This is a genomic window from Thioclava sp. FR2 (assembly GCF_051200875.1).
In the GTDB taxonomy this organism is placed as follows: Bacteria; Pseudomonadota; Alphaproteobacteria; order Rhodobacterales; family Rhodobacteraceae; genus Pseudotabrizicola.
Genome location: NZ_CP195191.1, coordinates 2501 through 17600 on the forward strand (window position 1 = coordinate 2501; position 15100 = coordinate 17600).

General features: G+C 64.7%; 5 protein-coding genes, 1 tRNA gene and 2 rRNA genes (1 of these 8 only partly in view). 3 read left to right on the plus strand and 5 right to left on the minus strand.

All coding sequences use genetic code 11. The features are described from left to right. The 3 genes from ACSBLW_RS00020 to ACSBLW_RS00030 form a co-directional block, all read left to right on the plus strand. Positions 1 to 2702: ribosomal RNA gene (locus ACSBLW_RS00020) — 23S ribosomal RNA — on the plus strand (it extends 133 nt beyond the left edge of the window). A 92-nt stretch (positions 2703 to 2794) separates the two neighbouring features. Then, a 5S ribosomal RNA gene (gene rrf / locus ACSBLW_RS00025) occupies positions 2795 to 2909 on the plus strand. A gap of 70 nt (positions 2910 to 2979) precedes the next feature. Beyond that, positions 2980 to 3056: transfer RNA gene (locus ACSBLW_RS00030), tRNA-Met, on the plus strand. A gap of 169 nt (positions 3057 to 3225) precedes the next feature. Here ACSBLW_RS00030 and ACSBLW_RS00035 read toward each other — a convergent pair. The 5 genes from ACSBLW_RS00035 to ACSBLW_RS00055 are packed head-to-tail and all read right to left on the minus strand — an operon-like array spanning position 3226 to position 15060. Beyond that, positions 3226 to 6324 carry a helicase-related protein gene (locus ACSBLW_RS00035; protein WP_435258214.1) on the minus strand — a complete coding sequence of 1033 codons (3099 nt, stop codon included), beginning with the start codon at positions 6322 to 6324 and terminating at the stop codon, positions 3226 to 3228. Continuing rightward, entirely contained in the window at positions 6317 to 8167 is a 1851-nt protein-coding gene (locus ACSBLW_RS00040; RefSeq protein WP_435258215.1) for a phospholipase D family protein, read from the minus strand. Before ACSBLW_RS00040 ends, ACSBLW_RS00035 begins: the two co-directional genes overlap by 8 nt. Next, positions 8157 to 9290, minus strand: coding sequence for a DUF6361 family protein (locus ACSBLW_RS00045; RefSeq protein ID WP_435258216.1), 1134 nt, complete (start codon positions 9288 to 9290; stop codon positions 8157 to 8159). Before ACSBLW_RS00045 ends, ACSBLW_RS00040 begins: the two co-directional genes overlap by 11 nt. After that, positions 9290 to 12418 (minus strand): UvrD-helicase domain-containing protein, encoded by a 3129-nt coding sequence (locus ACSBLW_RS00050; RefSeq protein WP_435258217.1) that lies wholly within the window; start codon positions 12416 to 12418, stop codon positions 9290 to 9292. Before ACSBLW_RS00050 ends, ACSBLW_RS00045 begins: the two co-directional genes overlap by 1 nt. Beyond that, entirely contained in the window at positions 12415 to 15060 is a 2646-nt protein-coding gene (locus ACSBLW_RS00055; RefSeq protein ID WP_435258218.1) for a PD-(D/E)XK nuclease family protein, read from the minus strand. Before ACSBLW_RS00055 ends, ACSBLW_RS00050 begins: the two co-directional genes overlap by 4 nt. Between the last annotated feature and the right edge of the window lie 40 nt (positions 15061 to 15100).

Sequence of the window (15100 nt, forward strand, 5' to 3'; positions counted from 1 at the left end):
TGACAGTTCGTTATTGTTACCTTCGGGTATCAATAATGGGCTGAGACAGGTATCTTAATCCTGAATACATAGGGGTTTTGAAGCGAACCCGGGGAACTGAAACATCTAAGTACCCGGAGGAAAGGAAATCAATAGAGACTCCGCTAGTAGTGGCGAGCGAACGCGGACCAGCCGAGCCTGGAAGAGTGACTAGAACTGTCTGGAAAGGCAGGCCATAGCGGGTGACAGCCCCGTATAGGAAGCTCCACGGGACATATTAAGTAGGGCGGGACACGTGAAATCCTGTCTGAAGATCGGGGGACCACCCCCGAAGGCTAAGTACTCCTTGCTGACCGATAGCGAACCAGTACCGTGAGGGAAAGGTGAAAAGCACCCCGACGAGGGGAGTGAAACAGTACCTGAAACCGAACGCCTACAAGCAGTCGGAGGAGCCTTGAGCTCTGACGGCGTACCTTTTGTATAATGGGTCAACGACTTGGTCTAACGAGCGAGCTTAAGCCGATAGGTGTAGGCGCAGCGAAAGCGAGTCTTAAAAGGGCGCATGAGTTCGTTGGATCAGACCCGAAACCAGATGATCTAGCCATGTCCAGGATGAAGGTAAGGTAACACTTACTGGAGGTCCGAACCAACACCCGTTGAAAAGGGTCTGGATGAGGTGTGGCTAGGGGTGAAAGGCCAATCAAATCTGGAGATAGCTGGTTCTCCGCGAAAGCTATTTAGGTAGCGCCTCGGACGAATACCATCGGGGGTAGAGCACTACATGGGTGATGGGGTCCCACAGACTTACTGAGCCTAAGTAAACTCCGAATACCGATGAGTACTATCCGGGAGACACACGGCGGGTGCTAACGTCCGTCGTGAAGAGGGAAACAACCCTGACCTGCAGCTAAGGCCCCTAATTCGTAGTTAAGTGGGAAAGCATGTGGGACGGCCAAAACAACCAGGAGGTTGGCTTAGAAGCAGCCATCCTTTAAAGATAGCGTAACAGCTCACTGGTCTAGATAAGCTGTCCTGCGGCGAAGATGTAACGGGGCTCAAACTACGAGCCGAAGCTCAGGATGCACAGCGATGTGCGTGGTAGCGGAGCGTTCTGTGATATAGCTCACTGCCTCTTTCGATCCGCTTGCGGATCCTTGGAGGCAAGGAGCTTTCTGTGAAGCCGGGCTGTAAGGCATCCGGTGGAGAGATCAGAAGCGAGAATGTTGACATGAGTAGCGACAAAGAGGGTGAGAGACCCTCTCGCCGAAAGTCCAAGGGTTCCTGCTTAAAGCTAATCTGAGCAGGGTAAGCCGGCCCCTAAGGCGAGGCCGAAAGGCGTAGTCGATGGGAACCAGGTTAATATTCCTGGGCCAGGAGGATGTGACGGATGTTTACTGTAGTTCGGTCTTATCGGATTGACCGGGCTGCTGCGATGTCCCTGGAAATAGCCCTCCATCAGACCGTACCCTAAACCGACACAGGTGGACTGGTAGAGTATACCAAGGCGCTTGAGAGAACCACGTTAAAGGAACTCGGCAAAATGCTCCCGTAAGTTCGCGAGAAGGGAGCCCCATATGCAGGCAACTGTGTGTGGGGGGCACAAACTAGGGGGTGGCGACTGTTTACTTAAAACACAGGGCTGTGCGAAGCCGTAAGGCGACGTATACAGTCTGACGCCTGCCCGGTGCTGGAAGGTTAAAAGGAGGGGTGCAAGCTCTGAATTGAAGCCCCAGTAAACGGCGGCCGTAACTATAACGGTCCTAAGGTAGCGAAATTCCTTGTCGGGTAAGTTCCGACCTGCACGAATGGCGTAACGATCTCCCCGCTGTCTCTAACGTGGACTCAGCGAAATTGAACTGTGTGTCAAGATGCACACTACCCGCGGTTAGACGGAAAGACCCCATGAACCTTTACTCTAGCTTTGCACTGGCAACAGGAATGTGATGCGCAGGATAGGTGGTAGGCTTTGAAGCCGCGACTCCGGTCGTGGTGGAGCCTCCCTTGAGATACCACCCTTCGCCTTCTTGTTGTCTAACCGCGGCCCGTTATCCGGGTCCGGGACCCTGCATGGTGGGGAGTTTGACTGGGGCGGTCGCCTCCCAAATCGTAACGGAGGCGCGCGAAGGTTGGCTCAGAGCGGTCGGAAATCGCTCGTTGAGTGCAATGGCAGAAGCCAGCCTGACTGCAAGTCTGACAAGACGAGCAGAGACGAAAGTCGGCCATAGTGATCCGGTGGTCCCAAGTGGGAGGGCCATCGCTCAACGGATAAAAGGTACTCTGGGGATAACAGGCTGATGATGCCCAAGAGTCCATATCGACGGCATCGTTTGGCACCTCGATGTCGGCTCATCTCATCCTGGGGCTGGAGCAGGTCCCAAGGGTATGGCTGTTCGCCATTTAAAGAGGTACGTGAGCTGGGTTTAGAACGTCGTGAGACAGTTCGGTCCCTATCTGCCGTGGGTGTAGGAGACTTGAGAAGAGTTGCCCCTAGTACGAGAGGACCGGGGTGAACGAACCACTGGTGGACCAGTTATCGTGCCAACGGTAGTGCTGGGTAGCTATGTTCGGACAGGATAAACGCTGAAGGCATCTAAGCGTGAAGCCCCCTTCAAAACAAGGTCTCCCTTGAGAGCCGTGGAAGACCACCACGTCGATAGGCCAGAGGTGTAAGTGCAGCAATGCATTCAGCTGACTGGTACTAATTGCTCGATTGGCTTGATTTGATCCAGTAAAAGCATGGCAACATGTCTGGAATATCAAAAGATCATGGAACAACACTGATGTTCGGCCCAAACGGGCCATGTCTCTGCTTCGGTTTGGTGGTCATAGCGCTGGCTAAACACCCGATCCCATCCCGAACTCGGCCGTTAAGGGCCAACACGCCAATGGTACTGCGTCTTAAGACGTGGGAGAGTAGGTCACCGCCAAACCTAATCAGAGACAGCTCTCTCAAAACGATACAAATACAACCCTTCCATATCTAGCCCGGAAGGGAATTGGCGCGGGGTGGAGCAGCCCGGTAGCTCGTCAGGCTCATAACCTGAAGGCCGCAGGTTCAAATCCTGCCCCCGCAACCAAAATCTTATAACAACATCAACGACATGCGCCCCGCCAACCAGCGGGGCTTTTTGCGTTCTGCCGCGCGGGTCAACAATAGGTCAACAAACGGACGGATTCCACGTGCAAGATCAGTGGGATAGTAGCCACGCAGGATCAGAAACGCGCGAAAACCGCAGCAGAACGCGTTCACTCGGGACGAAGGTTGATCTGCAGTTGAGCGAGCGCCTCCGGTGCAATCTCGTCCCGCACCTGATCCAGCAAGGCAAGTAGATCGTCCTGCCGCGGTTGACCGAATGCCAGCCGATACAGCGCCACGGATCGGTTCAGCCAGGAAAGCCGCGTCTCTTCACGGCTGAAGGGGAGCGACAGGATATGGCGTTCGACCTTGGTAGGGCCGTCGAGCACCCAGAAAGGCTCAAGATCGCCAGTGCGCCCAGCGTTTCCATGCGCAGCGCTGAACATATCGGCCCAAGGATCAGTGTTCTGCCCGCCCAGCACCGCCACGGAATGTCCTGCTACCAGATTAAGTCGGACAGCGTGGTTCTTGTAGCGATGGACCCGGCCTTCGCGTTGCTCCATGTCGACCGGGTTGCCGGGGAGGTTCCAGTGGACGATCCGGTGGCAGTAGTGATGAAAATCCAGTCCTTCCTGCCCGACCGATGTCGAAGCCAACACGAAGGGCTTGAAGGGAGAGTTGAAAGCCGTTCGGACGAGACCGGTCCGGTTCACGCCGGTCTCGTCTTCACCCTTCTGGGCCAAGCGCATGGCGAAGCGACCGCGCAGGGTGATCGGGTGGGTCTGGACGATACGGCCACGCTGGAGCGCGTAGTGGTTCAGTTCGATCTGGGCCGGTCGCAAGGACAGAGCCTCGGCCATCCGTTCGGCGATGACCCCTATGGCTTTGACCGGCGGATGACCGACTTGGCCCTCGGCTTCCAATAAGACATGGGCATATTCGTCGAGAACCGATTGCAGGTCGTGTTCGGCCGCATGACGCAGGACTGCCCGCCAGTAGACATCCCCTTCGGCGCGCAGCAGAGCCTGGGTTTCGGGCTGGTTGAACAGGGTCCGGAAGGCCATGCCAACCTTGGTTGCCGCCGTCAGCAGCGCGGGATCGTTCAGGGGCAGCGTGGGTGCGATACGGGACAGGGCGCGCAAGGCGCAGGTGGCCGGGCTGCCCAGCGCGACATCCACCAGATGGTTGAGGATCTGGTCGACGTCTTTCTGCCCGATCGGCTGCCGTGCGACTTGCAGCAGTTCGGCCAGATGATCGGGCCAGGCTTCCTCGTCCCCCTCTCCGCGCGGGCCAGAGCCTGCAAGCCATGCGGCAAAGTCAGGGTTCACGACATCAAGGGCGGTGGGGCTGCTCCAATCCCAGCCGCCATCCCCTGCTTCGGCGCTCTGTTCCGCCAGGTCTTGCGCCAAAGGCTGCAAGCGCGCGCGAACCGCTTGACGCAGCGCGTCGAGATCGGAAAAGGGCCCCTCCACTCGCATCAGGGCCAGCGGATCGGCCAGGGCCGCAAGACGGGGTGAGGGGATGACGAGCTGCAGCGCGCGCAGGCCTGCGAGACGGCCTTGGGCGCGGCGGAACTGCAGGGGGCGGGTGGTTGGCGGGTCGGTGTAGGTGTGACCCTTGCCCATGCCCATCTGCCGCTCTGCCTCATAGGACAGGAACCCGGCAATCGCGTCGGGAACCATCGTCCATTCCGAGAAGATCAGCATCTTGCTGACAGGTTGGCTGGTGCCGAAGTAGGGCAAGGAAGGCGCGATCCACAGGCGGCGCGCCATGTCATTCGCGAAGGCGAGATCGGCCAGTTTGCGCATTCGGCCATTGGCGGGGGCAAGGGGCGCATAGCTTTCGACCGCTTGCGGATCGATCTGCAAAAGGATCGCTGCTTTCATGGCGGCGCGAAGGGCGGGCGAGGGAGACTTCGCTTGCTCTTTCAGTAGGTCGGCCAGTTTGTAGCCGCGCATCAGGTTCAGAAGCCAGGGCGAGGATTTCCAGTAGTCCACGGTTCCCGGTGCCCCGGCGGCGGCCGCCACGGCCGCTATGGCGCGCGCCTCGATCAGGTCGGCCGGGGTCACGACAAGTTCATGGCGGAGTTCGCGGATCATGGCGTCGCGACCCGCAGTCTCGGCCACGCGTTCGGTGCGGGCGATGACACGGCGCAACTGGCCTTCGATCCCCTCGCGCAGCGTTCGGGCGTTCTCGAACCCTGCGGGCAGGGCCTGCATCGCCTGACGAAAACGGCGCATCTCCAGCGCGATCTCGTCGCGGCGGCGTTTGCCATCCTCGGCTCCGAACAGGAATTCCAGCACGTCGAGGAAATCGCGGTGATGATCGCCCTCCTCGGGCGCATCGCCTGCCAGTGTCAGCATCCGGTAAGGCGTGGCGGACAGGAGCAACGTCTTGGCCGAATTGCCTGCGCTGTCGACATGGTTGAACAGCTGCCGTGCCAGATCGGCAGCCTCATCGTCGCCATGCAGGAGGTCGTGAAAGCGCTGGAATTCATCAAGGATGATCAGGTCAGGTTCCAGTGACTGGACTGAGGCTTGGGCCAGCATCCCACGCAGTTCGCCGATCAGGGCGGTGCAGGCCTGGCGCAGGTCGCCCTCTACGTTGCGATGCTGGGCGACCTCGGCGCACAGGTCGTCGATCCGCGCGGTCAGACCGGCGCTGTTGGCCACGGCCATCTGGAACCGGGCTGCGATTTCTGGATCAACGGTTTCGGTCGCAACCCGCGCGCGCTCTCGCTCCCAGCCCGGCTCGCCCGACCAACCCTGAAACAGTCGGATCGCGCCCTTTGGGTGGGCGAGTTGCCCTTCCAGAAGCCTCAGGATCAAGGCACGCTCCCGCGCCCAGCCGCCCGAGGATTTCAGGTCAAAGGTCGTGCCGGGTGTCAGGCTGATGAAGTTCACCCGGTTGTGGCGCAGACTGTTTTCTCCGCCCAGCACCAAAGGCAGGAGGGTCAGCCGTGTCGGCAGCACCTGCGCCTCGCGCTCCATCACGTTCAGCCGGGCGAGGTTCTGTGCGGCGATGGCGCCGTTCGAGCAGACATAGATGATGTCGATGCGCGGGACCTTGTCCCAAAGCGCCTCAATCGTGCGGGCGATCACGCCGCGCGCGACCATCGTCTTGCCCAGCCCCACCTCGTCCGCCACCAGGAACTGGCGTGTAGCGTCGGGATCGGTCAGCAGGCGGCGGCAGACGTGATCCACCGTGGCCCTTTGGAAGGCTTTCAGCGGTGCCAGGGCGGCGCCGGGGTCAAAGCGGTTTTCAGCCACGGCGCGCCTCCTTTGGCAAGACGTTGCGGAACACCTCCCAAAGGGCGGCGAAGCGCGGCGGGATGACCGGTTGCCCATCCGCGCCCTTGGCATCGCCCAGCCGCGACATCAGCCGTTCGATATCGCGCAGGCGGCGGCCGTCGCCTGAGAGCGAACGCACCATGTCCTCAAGGATCGGGGCATCGTCGGCAAAGCCAGCAAAGCCCAGGAAACCGCCCTTGCCGCCTTGCAGGATGATCTGGCCCGCCGTCTGCGGATCGCCCAGAAGCAGGCGGATATAGCGCAGGAAGGCCTCGCGGTTCTCGATGATGCTGCGCAGGATTTCGGCGGTGCGCGCCTCGGGCAGGTCCTTGAGCGTGGTGCCCAGGGTGAAGACCAGCTCGGCCCCGGTTTCCAGATCGGTGAGGCGAAGCCCCAGCCAGCGCGTCACATCGGCCAGGGCGAACTCGCCGAGATGCAGGCCAGTGCGGCCGAGCGCCGCTGTCAGCGTCAGGGCGTGGTTCGGGCCAAGGGTCAGTGGCCAAAGCTCTGCCCGCAGAGTGTCGGGGAGGGCTAGGCTGCCGCGCGCGGTCAGGGTCAGGCCGATCCGCCCGTCTTCGGCCAGAGTACAGCGCAAGGTCAGGTCAGCCGCCGCCAGTGCCTTGCGCAACGCATCAAGGCGCGCTTCGGCCGCTAGGGCGGGATCAGGGGCGGGGGCCGTTGTTGGGGCCTGCCAGGGCCGCAGAAACCGGCCCAGCCGTTCTTTTGCGATGTGATCGGCAACCCAGCCCATCCGGCGCGAGGGACCGGACAGGGTGGCAAAGACCTCGACGTTGCTGCCGTTCAGCAGCGCCGCTGCTGTAGCGTTGCCCGATCCGACGGTCAGATCCGTGGTCGATTCAGGCCTTGGGTAACGTTCGGTCACAAAGACCTTGGCATGAAGGCCCAGGGCCGCGGACGCCGCCTCGGCCTCCTCGCCATCTTCGGTTTCGGCCAGGTCGTCCAGAACCATCACCTGCCCGAAGCGGGCCAGCACGTCATGCGGCATCTGCGCCAGTTCCTCGGCCCGGCTCAGGAGCCAGCATTCGGCGGGGTCAAGGTCCTTGGTCAACTGGACCAATGCTTCGGGCGACAAGAAGGGCGAGATGATACCCATGGCTCTGCCGACCTTGGGCCGGAAAGTGGGCTGCCCTAACCCATTGACCGCAAAGCGCAAGCGTCGAGCGCCTTCGGGCAGGGTCCAGACCGTGCGATCAACGTCTCGGGCCAGCGCCTCGGCGATCTTGCGGTTGCGGGCTGGTGTCGGGCGTCCCCGCGCAAGGCCGGGCAGGGCGCGGAGGAGAGCGGAAATCGGGGCATTGTCGGGTTGCACGCTGTCGGTCACTTCGCCGTCAAGCGACAGCGACAGGTCCCAGCTGCGATCGGTCGTCAGGTTGCGCGACAGGATGGCAAGGCGGAGCCGGACCGGCCCCGTGCCAGTCAGGGGCACAAAACGCAGCACCCAGATCTTGGGGTGAAACGCGCCTCCTTGTGGGGCGAGGACCTCGGTCACCGTGTCTTCCAGAAGTGCGGTCAGGCGGTTGGCGGCGCGGGGCTCCGCCGCGATGCGCCCGGCCTCGCAGAAGATCGCCACGCGCTCGGCCAGCCGCTCCAGCCCGTCCAGAAGCGCCAGTGGCGTGTCCAGCACCTGCGCCCGGCTTTCGGCGGCCTGAAAGGCCATCGTCGCGGGGATCACCAGCGCCGTTTCGAAATCCAGCGAATAGGTCGTGGCCAGCGCCATATCGACCTCGTATCCCGGCGGAGCGCGCAGGATTTCGCCGTAAAGCGCACGGTTTTCGGGGTCGAACGGGCTGTCAGACGGCATCGGCAAGGTCCCGCAGATGGCGCTGCACCACCGGCCAGCGATAGGCCAGCACCGCCGCGCCCGAGGCACCGCCCCAACGCGCCAATGCTGCGTCATTGGTCAGCCGCGCCTTGGGCCCCTTCAGCCGGGTTTCCCGCCGCAGGATCAGGGCGCGGGCGGCTGCGTCATCGGCCAGAGGCTGGCCGCGCTGAACCAGGGCCGACCAGTCGGTCACGAAGGCCATGGTCTGGGGGGCCACCCTGTGAATGGTCTGCGAGGTCAGCGACCAGAGCCCCGCAAGGCTCCAGCCCGTGGCAAGGCTGGCGGGGGCCTCGGCCTGCCAAGTGCCCAGGCGCGCGCGGTACTCGGCGGCGAGATCGTGCCAGCGGCCTGTCTCGGCCCCCTGCATGGCAGCGGCCCGTTCGGCCAGCATCAGGTTGTAAAGCAATGCCGCCCCGTTCATCACTCGGGCAAAGCGTTCGGCCTGATCGACGATGGCGATGTTGCGCGCGCTCCAAGTGGCGCGCATCGGGTGCAGCCAGATCGCCCCCGACCCCGCCCGGTCACCCGCCTGCGCCAGTTCGTTGAACAGGCTGTCGCGGGCGGAAACGGCAAGACGGTCGCGCAGGAAGCTGCCTTCCTCGGCTGTCAGGCGGAAGGTTGCCTTGTCCAGCAGGTCATCCGGCGCAACGGGCAGCCCGGGGGACCAGAGGCCAGGGGCGTCGCCCGCGGCCAGCATCTCGGCCCGGCTGCCGGGATGGGTGCGGATGCCCAGCGCCAGAAGACCGGCCCAGTAGACATCGCTTGGCAGCCGCTTCAGGCTGTCGCGCGCCTCGCTGCCGATGACGTTCTCGGTCTCGCCGCCACGCAAGAGGGCCGTGATAAGTTGGAGTTCCAGTTGCCGCGCCTGATCCGCCCGCCCGCCAGACCGGGCGGCCATCCGGTAAAGCCAGGGCACGAAGACCATGTAGCGCAGCCGCGTCTGGATCGTGCTGGTGCCCGGGAACATCAAGTCCGACAGGGCATCGCGGATCGAGCCGAGGCCCAGTTCATCGCGGGAGTCCTCAACCCCGAACAGGTCCATGATCCGGCGCGCGCGGTCGCGGTCGGTCTGGTCGAAGTCAATCCAGGCCAGGGCGGACATCAGGCCACGACCTCCGGCTCAAGGGGCAAGAAGCTGAGGGTGCCCTCGTTCATCCAGTGGATCGCGACGCCGCGCAGGTGATGGGCGGGAAAGGTCAAACGAAGGGCATCGGCATAGGCGGCAAGCTGCGGCCAGTAGGAGGCAAAGCGCGCCATCGGGTCGGGGGCGGGCCCGGTCTTGTGGTCGATGACCAGCATCCTGCCCGGCCCCATCGCCACCGCGTCCAGGATACCCAAGGTTTCCGAGCCATCGGGATGGGTGACGTGGATCGGCACTTCAAGGTGCAGGTCGGGATAACCTTCGCGGGCGAGCCATTCCTTCAGCGCCGCAACCTGTCCGGAGATCGCGGCGAGCGTTGCCGCATCAAGACCAGTGGCGGCAGGTAGTCTGTCGGCCCGGTCGGGGCGACTGGCCAGCACACGAAAGGCCCGGTGCCAGGCCGTGCCACGTTCGGTTGCCGTTTGCGCGCGGCCAGCGCCATGGGCTGGGCCAAGGGGGATTACCTGCGGCGGCGCAGGCAAAGCGGGGCCTTCGGTCAGGCTGGAAGGCCGCCTGCGCCAGGGCGTTGTGCGGGCCTTGACGGGCGTTGGCGAAGGCGCACCGAACCGGAGCAGCGGTTGATCCGCCGCAGGGACCTGCTCCACCCCTTCGCCAGCAGGATCGCGCCAGATGCGCGCCGGGAACTCCTGTCCGCCGACAAGCAGGCCCGCCCCGAGGCTGACCCCCGCCTGCGCCAGCAAGGTCAGGCAGTTTGCCTCCTTGTCCAGCGCCTTCGCTGGCCATTCGATCACAAGCCGGTCACGCGCGCGCGTCAGGGCCACATAGATCAGGTTGCGCGCCTCGGCTTCGGCGGCGGGCTGGCGGTCGGCCAGGAAGACTTCGCGCTGTTCGGGGGTGAAAAGACGCGGGGTGTGGATCAGCCGGGCCGTGTCCAGCACGCGCGACAGGTCCGAGAAATCGGTAAAGAGGGCGCGGGTGGTGTTTTCCCGTTCGCCGACTTGGCCGTCAAGCTCGCAGACCACGACCACGGGCCACTCCCGGCCCTTGGCGGCGTGCCAGGTGACAATCTCGATCCCCGGAGCGGCGCCCCCGCCGGGGTCGGGGTGACGGTCGAAATCGCGTTCTTCCAACCGGCTGGCCAGCCAGCCCAGGAACACTCGCGCCCCCCGTCCGTGAAACCCGGCGGCGGCCATCATGCCGGGGTCAGAGGTGTCGAATTCCTCGGCCAAGGCTTCAAGCCGGGTCAGATCGGCGAGCGCCTGCGCGGCATCGGGCAAGGCCTCGGCCCAAGGGCGCAGATCGGCGGTCACCTTCAGGCACAGGTCGGTCACCGTCCAGCCGGGCGCTGCGGCGGCAAGAGCAAGGATGCCGTGCAATGCTGCATGGTCGGCCAGGGCGCCATCCGCCAGCAGGCGCAAGGCTTCATCAAGGGGAAGCGCGGCGGGGCCAAGCGTCAGGACCACAAGGGCGGCGTGCACATCCTGCGGGTCGGCGGCCAGCGCCATGGCATGGCGTGCGACCAGCACGGCCTGCGCATCATGCCAGCCTGACGCGCTGATCCGCACCGGCAGGCCCAGGCGGCGCAGCGCCTCGGCATAGCGAGCGGCCTCGGCGTGGCGCTGGCACAGGACGGCGATGTCGCCGGGCCGGACCGGGCGCAAAGCGCCGGTTGCACGATCCGTGACCTGTTCGCCCGCCTGTAGCATCGCGGCGATCCTTGCGGCGGTGTGATCGGGCAGTTTCGGCGGCTTGCGCGTGCCGCGAGAGGCTGACAGCGCGATCACCTCCAGCACCGGCTGGCCGGTCTCAACCCGCGTGGGGGCAAGCGGCGTATAGCCCGCACCGAACAGACCCGCCCCGATGGCGTTGATCGCTTCCATCAGGCGCGGATCGCTGCGCCAGTTCTGCCGCAGGGGATCGACCGCGCCGGGGTTGGCCTCGGCCAGCGCCTGCGACAGGCGAGGGTCCGCCCCCTGAAACCCCATGATCGACTGTTTGGCATCGCCCACCAGCAGGCAGCGCGGCGCCCCTGCCGCCAGTTGCCACAAAAGCGCGAATTGCACCGGGTTGGTGTCCTGGAATTCGTCGATGATGACGCAATCGATCTCTCCCAGCACCGAGGCGAGCACCTCGGGGTGTTCTCGCAGCAGGGCCTCGCAGCCCGAGATCATGTCGGCATAGTCGATCACGCCCAGATCGCGCTTGCGTGCCGCGTAGCCCGCCATGATCGCCTGCGCGCCGGTGACCAGCGCGGTCAGGTTGGTGCAGGCGTCGGCAAGGGGGCCGGGATGGCTGACCACGCCCGCCGCCGCCTGCATCACCTGATCAGCCAGCGCGTCATAGCCGGGTGGTGTGGGGGCGCCGCGCTTGGTCTGCCGCAGGCCGCGCAGGTCGTTCCACAGCTTCCAGTCCCGGTCCAGCCGCCCCGGTTCCAGCGCCGCGCGGAGGCGGGCCAGATCGCGGCGGAACTCCTTTTCTGCCGTTGCGTTCTGCCCGGGAGCCAAGGCACCGCCCGGATAGGCGTTCAGCAGGGCCGTGACAGCCTGCGTCAGGCAGTCGCGAATGGGCGCGGGATCGGCGACAACCGGCCCCCAGAGCGTGCGGATGCGATCACAGGCTTCGGGTGCCAGACGATCGGACAGACCGACCTCGCCCAGACCGCGCAGAAGCGCGATCATGTCCAACACGCGGCGCCTCAGCCCGTCTTCGGCACTGGTGGCAAAGGTTGCGGCATGGCCGAAGCGGTCGGGATCGGCGGCAATACCCTCAAGGATCGGGCAGCGTGCCAGTTCCTGGCGGATCAGCAGGTCCTGCTCTGCCTCGTGCAGCAGGCGGGGCTGCGGGGTGGCACCGGAGGCAAGGGCGTGTTCCGTCATCAGCCGCAGGCCAAGGCTGTGGATGGTCGAGACATAGGCCCGCTCCACCGCCATCGCGTCCTCGACCATCCCGGCGGCCAGCAGGCTTTGCCTTATGCGGCCCGACAGTTCGGCGGCGGCGGCCTCGGTGAACGTGACGGCAAGTATGCGGTCGGGGCGCACGACCTTGTCCTTGACCCATGCGGTCAACTGGGTCTGGATGCGGTAGGTCTTGCCCGCGCCCGCGCCTGCCGGGACGATGGTCAGAGTCATGGCGCCTCCTCCTCCTCGTTGGGCTGCAGGTCGATCGACAACCCCTCGACCATGAAGCGGCGCAGAAGGGGGCTCTCATCTAGCGCATAGGCGGTCAGGGCGGCTGTCTTGCCGAAGGCCGCTTCATCCTCGGTGCCGTTGAGGCGGATTGATCCGCCCCCAACCTCGGCCAGCCGGGTCTGCAACAGCGCCACGGCCTTGGCCGAGATGTCGCCCTCCACACCTTCCACCCGCCCGCCCGGGGCGGGATCAAGGCCGCTGGCCAGCACGGTCCCGTCGTTCAGAAGGTGATAGGCGATCGCTGGGCTCTGCTCGGCGACAAGGTCCAGCCCGTCGCCCTCGGCCCTGATCGGGCGGGCCAGAATCGCGCGGTAGAGGCCGATCTGCAGGTCCCAGCCTGCACGCATGCGCATGCGTCGCCGGGTCGATCCGCTTTTCTTGTGGTCGACGATTACCAGCCGCCCGTCGCCCAGTAGCAGGATGCAATCGGCACGGCCGCGGATGTCGATGCCGTGGGCGTTGCCTTCCAGCCGGAACTCGTTCTTTAGGATGCGCGCCCCGGTTTCGCCTAGGATGCGATGCCAGACCTGTGTGGCGCGCAATGCCTCGCGTCGCAGGGTTTCGCGCTCCAACTGCCATTCGGCAGCGGCCAGAAAGGGCGCATGGCGGGTGATGCCTTGGGCCAGATGCGTTTCGGTCAGTCCGGGCAGGTCGGCCGGATCGGGCAAGGCCGCGTCTGGCGCAAAGACGTGTTCCAGCACGTGATGCGCCAGGGTGCCCGCCAGCAAGATGTCAAGCTTTTCGGGCGCCCAAGGGATGTCGGTTGCGTCGGTTTCGCCCAGGAACCAAGCAAGCGGGCTGACTAGCAGCGATTCCAGCCGTGAGGGGGATTGGGGCTTGGCACGGCCCGCTTCGTCCTCATGCAAGCGAAGGAGGTCGCGGCGGCCAAGGTGGACCATGCCACCCTCGGGCAGGGGCGCGGCAGGAGCGGGCAGGGGCGGAACGCTGCGGTGGGCCGTTGGCCAACTGACCGGGGGCAGCGCGGTCAGGTCCTGCACCAACCCTTTCTCGCCCCCTTCCAGAAGGCGGGCGATCAGCGACAGCGTCATCGGAGGGGTTAGCGGGCGGCCCATGCCGTCGCGCTGCGGGCAAAGGATGGTGGCGCTGTCCGAGGCCGCCCCGATTTGCCGTGCGAACAGGGCAAGGCCACGGCGCAGGGCCGCCTCTCGGCTGGGCAGGTGAAGGCCATGGGTGTCGCGGATCAGGGCAACTTCGCTGTCCAGAAAGAACGGCGACGTGGGAACGCCCGATGGATAGGCCCCTGCGGCAAAGCCGGTCACGATCAGATGCCGCGCCCCGCGCCATGGCAGGTCCGACGCGGACAGGAGGCTTACGCCGTCGAGAAGGCGCATGCTGGGTGGGGCTGACGCGGTGGAAAATGTTGCCAGCCGGGACAGCGCCTGCCAGTCGGGCGCGCCATCGCCCACCGCCGCTTGCAAGCGGCGCAAAAGGCCCTGCGCGGCGCTGCGGGCTGGTTCCAGTCCGGGCGGGGCGGTCAGGCTTTCGGCCAGCAGGCCCAGCTTGAAGGCCAGTTGCGCACCCGTGGTCGCGCCGGTCCGCAAGGCCTCCCAAAGCGTAGCAGCCTTGTCCGGCAACAGGTCCGCCGCCTTTGGCTTGTAGTTCCCACGCATCAGATCGCGCGCCAGGGCAGCCCCAGTGGCTGCGGGCCACGGCATCAGGGGCAGGACAGCAAGACTGGCCAGCGCCATTGCAGGCGCAGGCGGGCGCAAGCATCGCAGCGCCAATGTCGCGACTTCGCCCGCCAGATCACGAAGGCCAGCCCCTTCAGTCAGGCCGGACAGGGGCACACCCTGATCCGCAAACGCTTCGGCCAGATGCGCAAGGCGTGTCGGCGTTTCAGGAACCAGAAGGGCAATGTCAGAGGGCTGAGCAGCGCTGCCATCCTCAAGCATCCGACGGGACAGGGCAGCCGCGAATTGCGCTTCAGCCAGGCTGTCGCGCAAAGCGAAGAAACCGAGCGTCGCATCCCTTGCCACGGTCGGTGCACCTCCCAAGAGATTGCGCTGCACATGGGAAAAGGCGCCCGCCGCTGCCCCTTGCGGCTGACTGGCGCGCCAGGCCTCAAGCCGGGCGGACGGCGCTGATCCGTGGTGGCGGCAAAGCTGCGCGGCCAAAGCGGCCTCGGCTGGGGTCGAAAATGGATCGTCGCCAAGGTCGAGAACAGGCAGAGGGGCCACGGCCTGCTCAGCGTCGCACGACAGCACATGACGGATAACGGCCAGATCCTCGGGCAAGGTGCCTGTCGCAGCCCAGATGTTGCGCAGGGCTTCCAGGTGCCGTTTTGCCCGCGACAGGGGCAGGCGATCCGGCTTCAATTCCGCCGGATCAAGGCCGGGTGTTGCTTGCATCACCCCGCGCAGGGCCCGTTCGACCGCGTCTTGCGTCTCTGTGGGTGCAACTTGCAGGCTTTCGGCCCAGGGTGCCGAGGGGTCTGCAAGTGCCCCTCCGATATCCCAGGCATCGGCAATTGGAGCGAGGTAGGTCTCTGACAGAAGGTCGGTCGTGACGGGCATCACTGCGCCGGTCAGCGGGTGGGCATAGAGCAGTGGATCGAGCCTCACGACAGAGCGCCGCCAGCTAAAGGGAGAGTTCCGGGCCGTG

Bases quoted from the DNA above. Each gene is read 5' to 3' on its own strand.
- ACSBLW_RS00040 (WP_435258215.1), bottom strand. From the start codon at position 8,167: ATGCCGTCTGACAGCCCGTTCGACCCCGAAAACCGTGCGCTTTACGGC.
- ACSBLW_RS00045 (WP_435258216.1), bottom strand. From the start codon at position 9,290: ATGTCCGCCCTGGCCTGGATTGACTTCGACCAGACCGACCGCGACCGC.
- ACSBLW_RS00050 (WP_435258217.1), bottom strand. From the start codon at position 12,418: ATGACTCTGACCATCGTCCCGGCAGGCGCGGGCGCGGGCAAGACCTAC.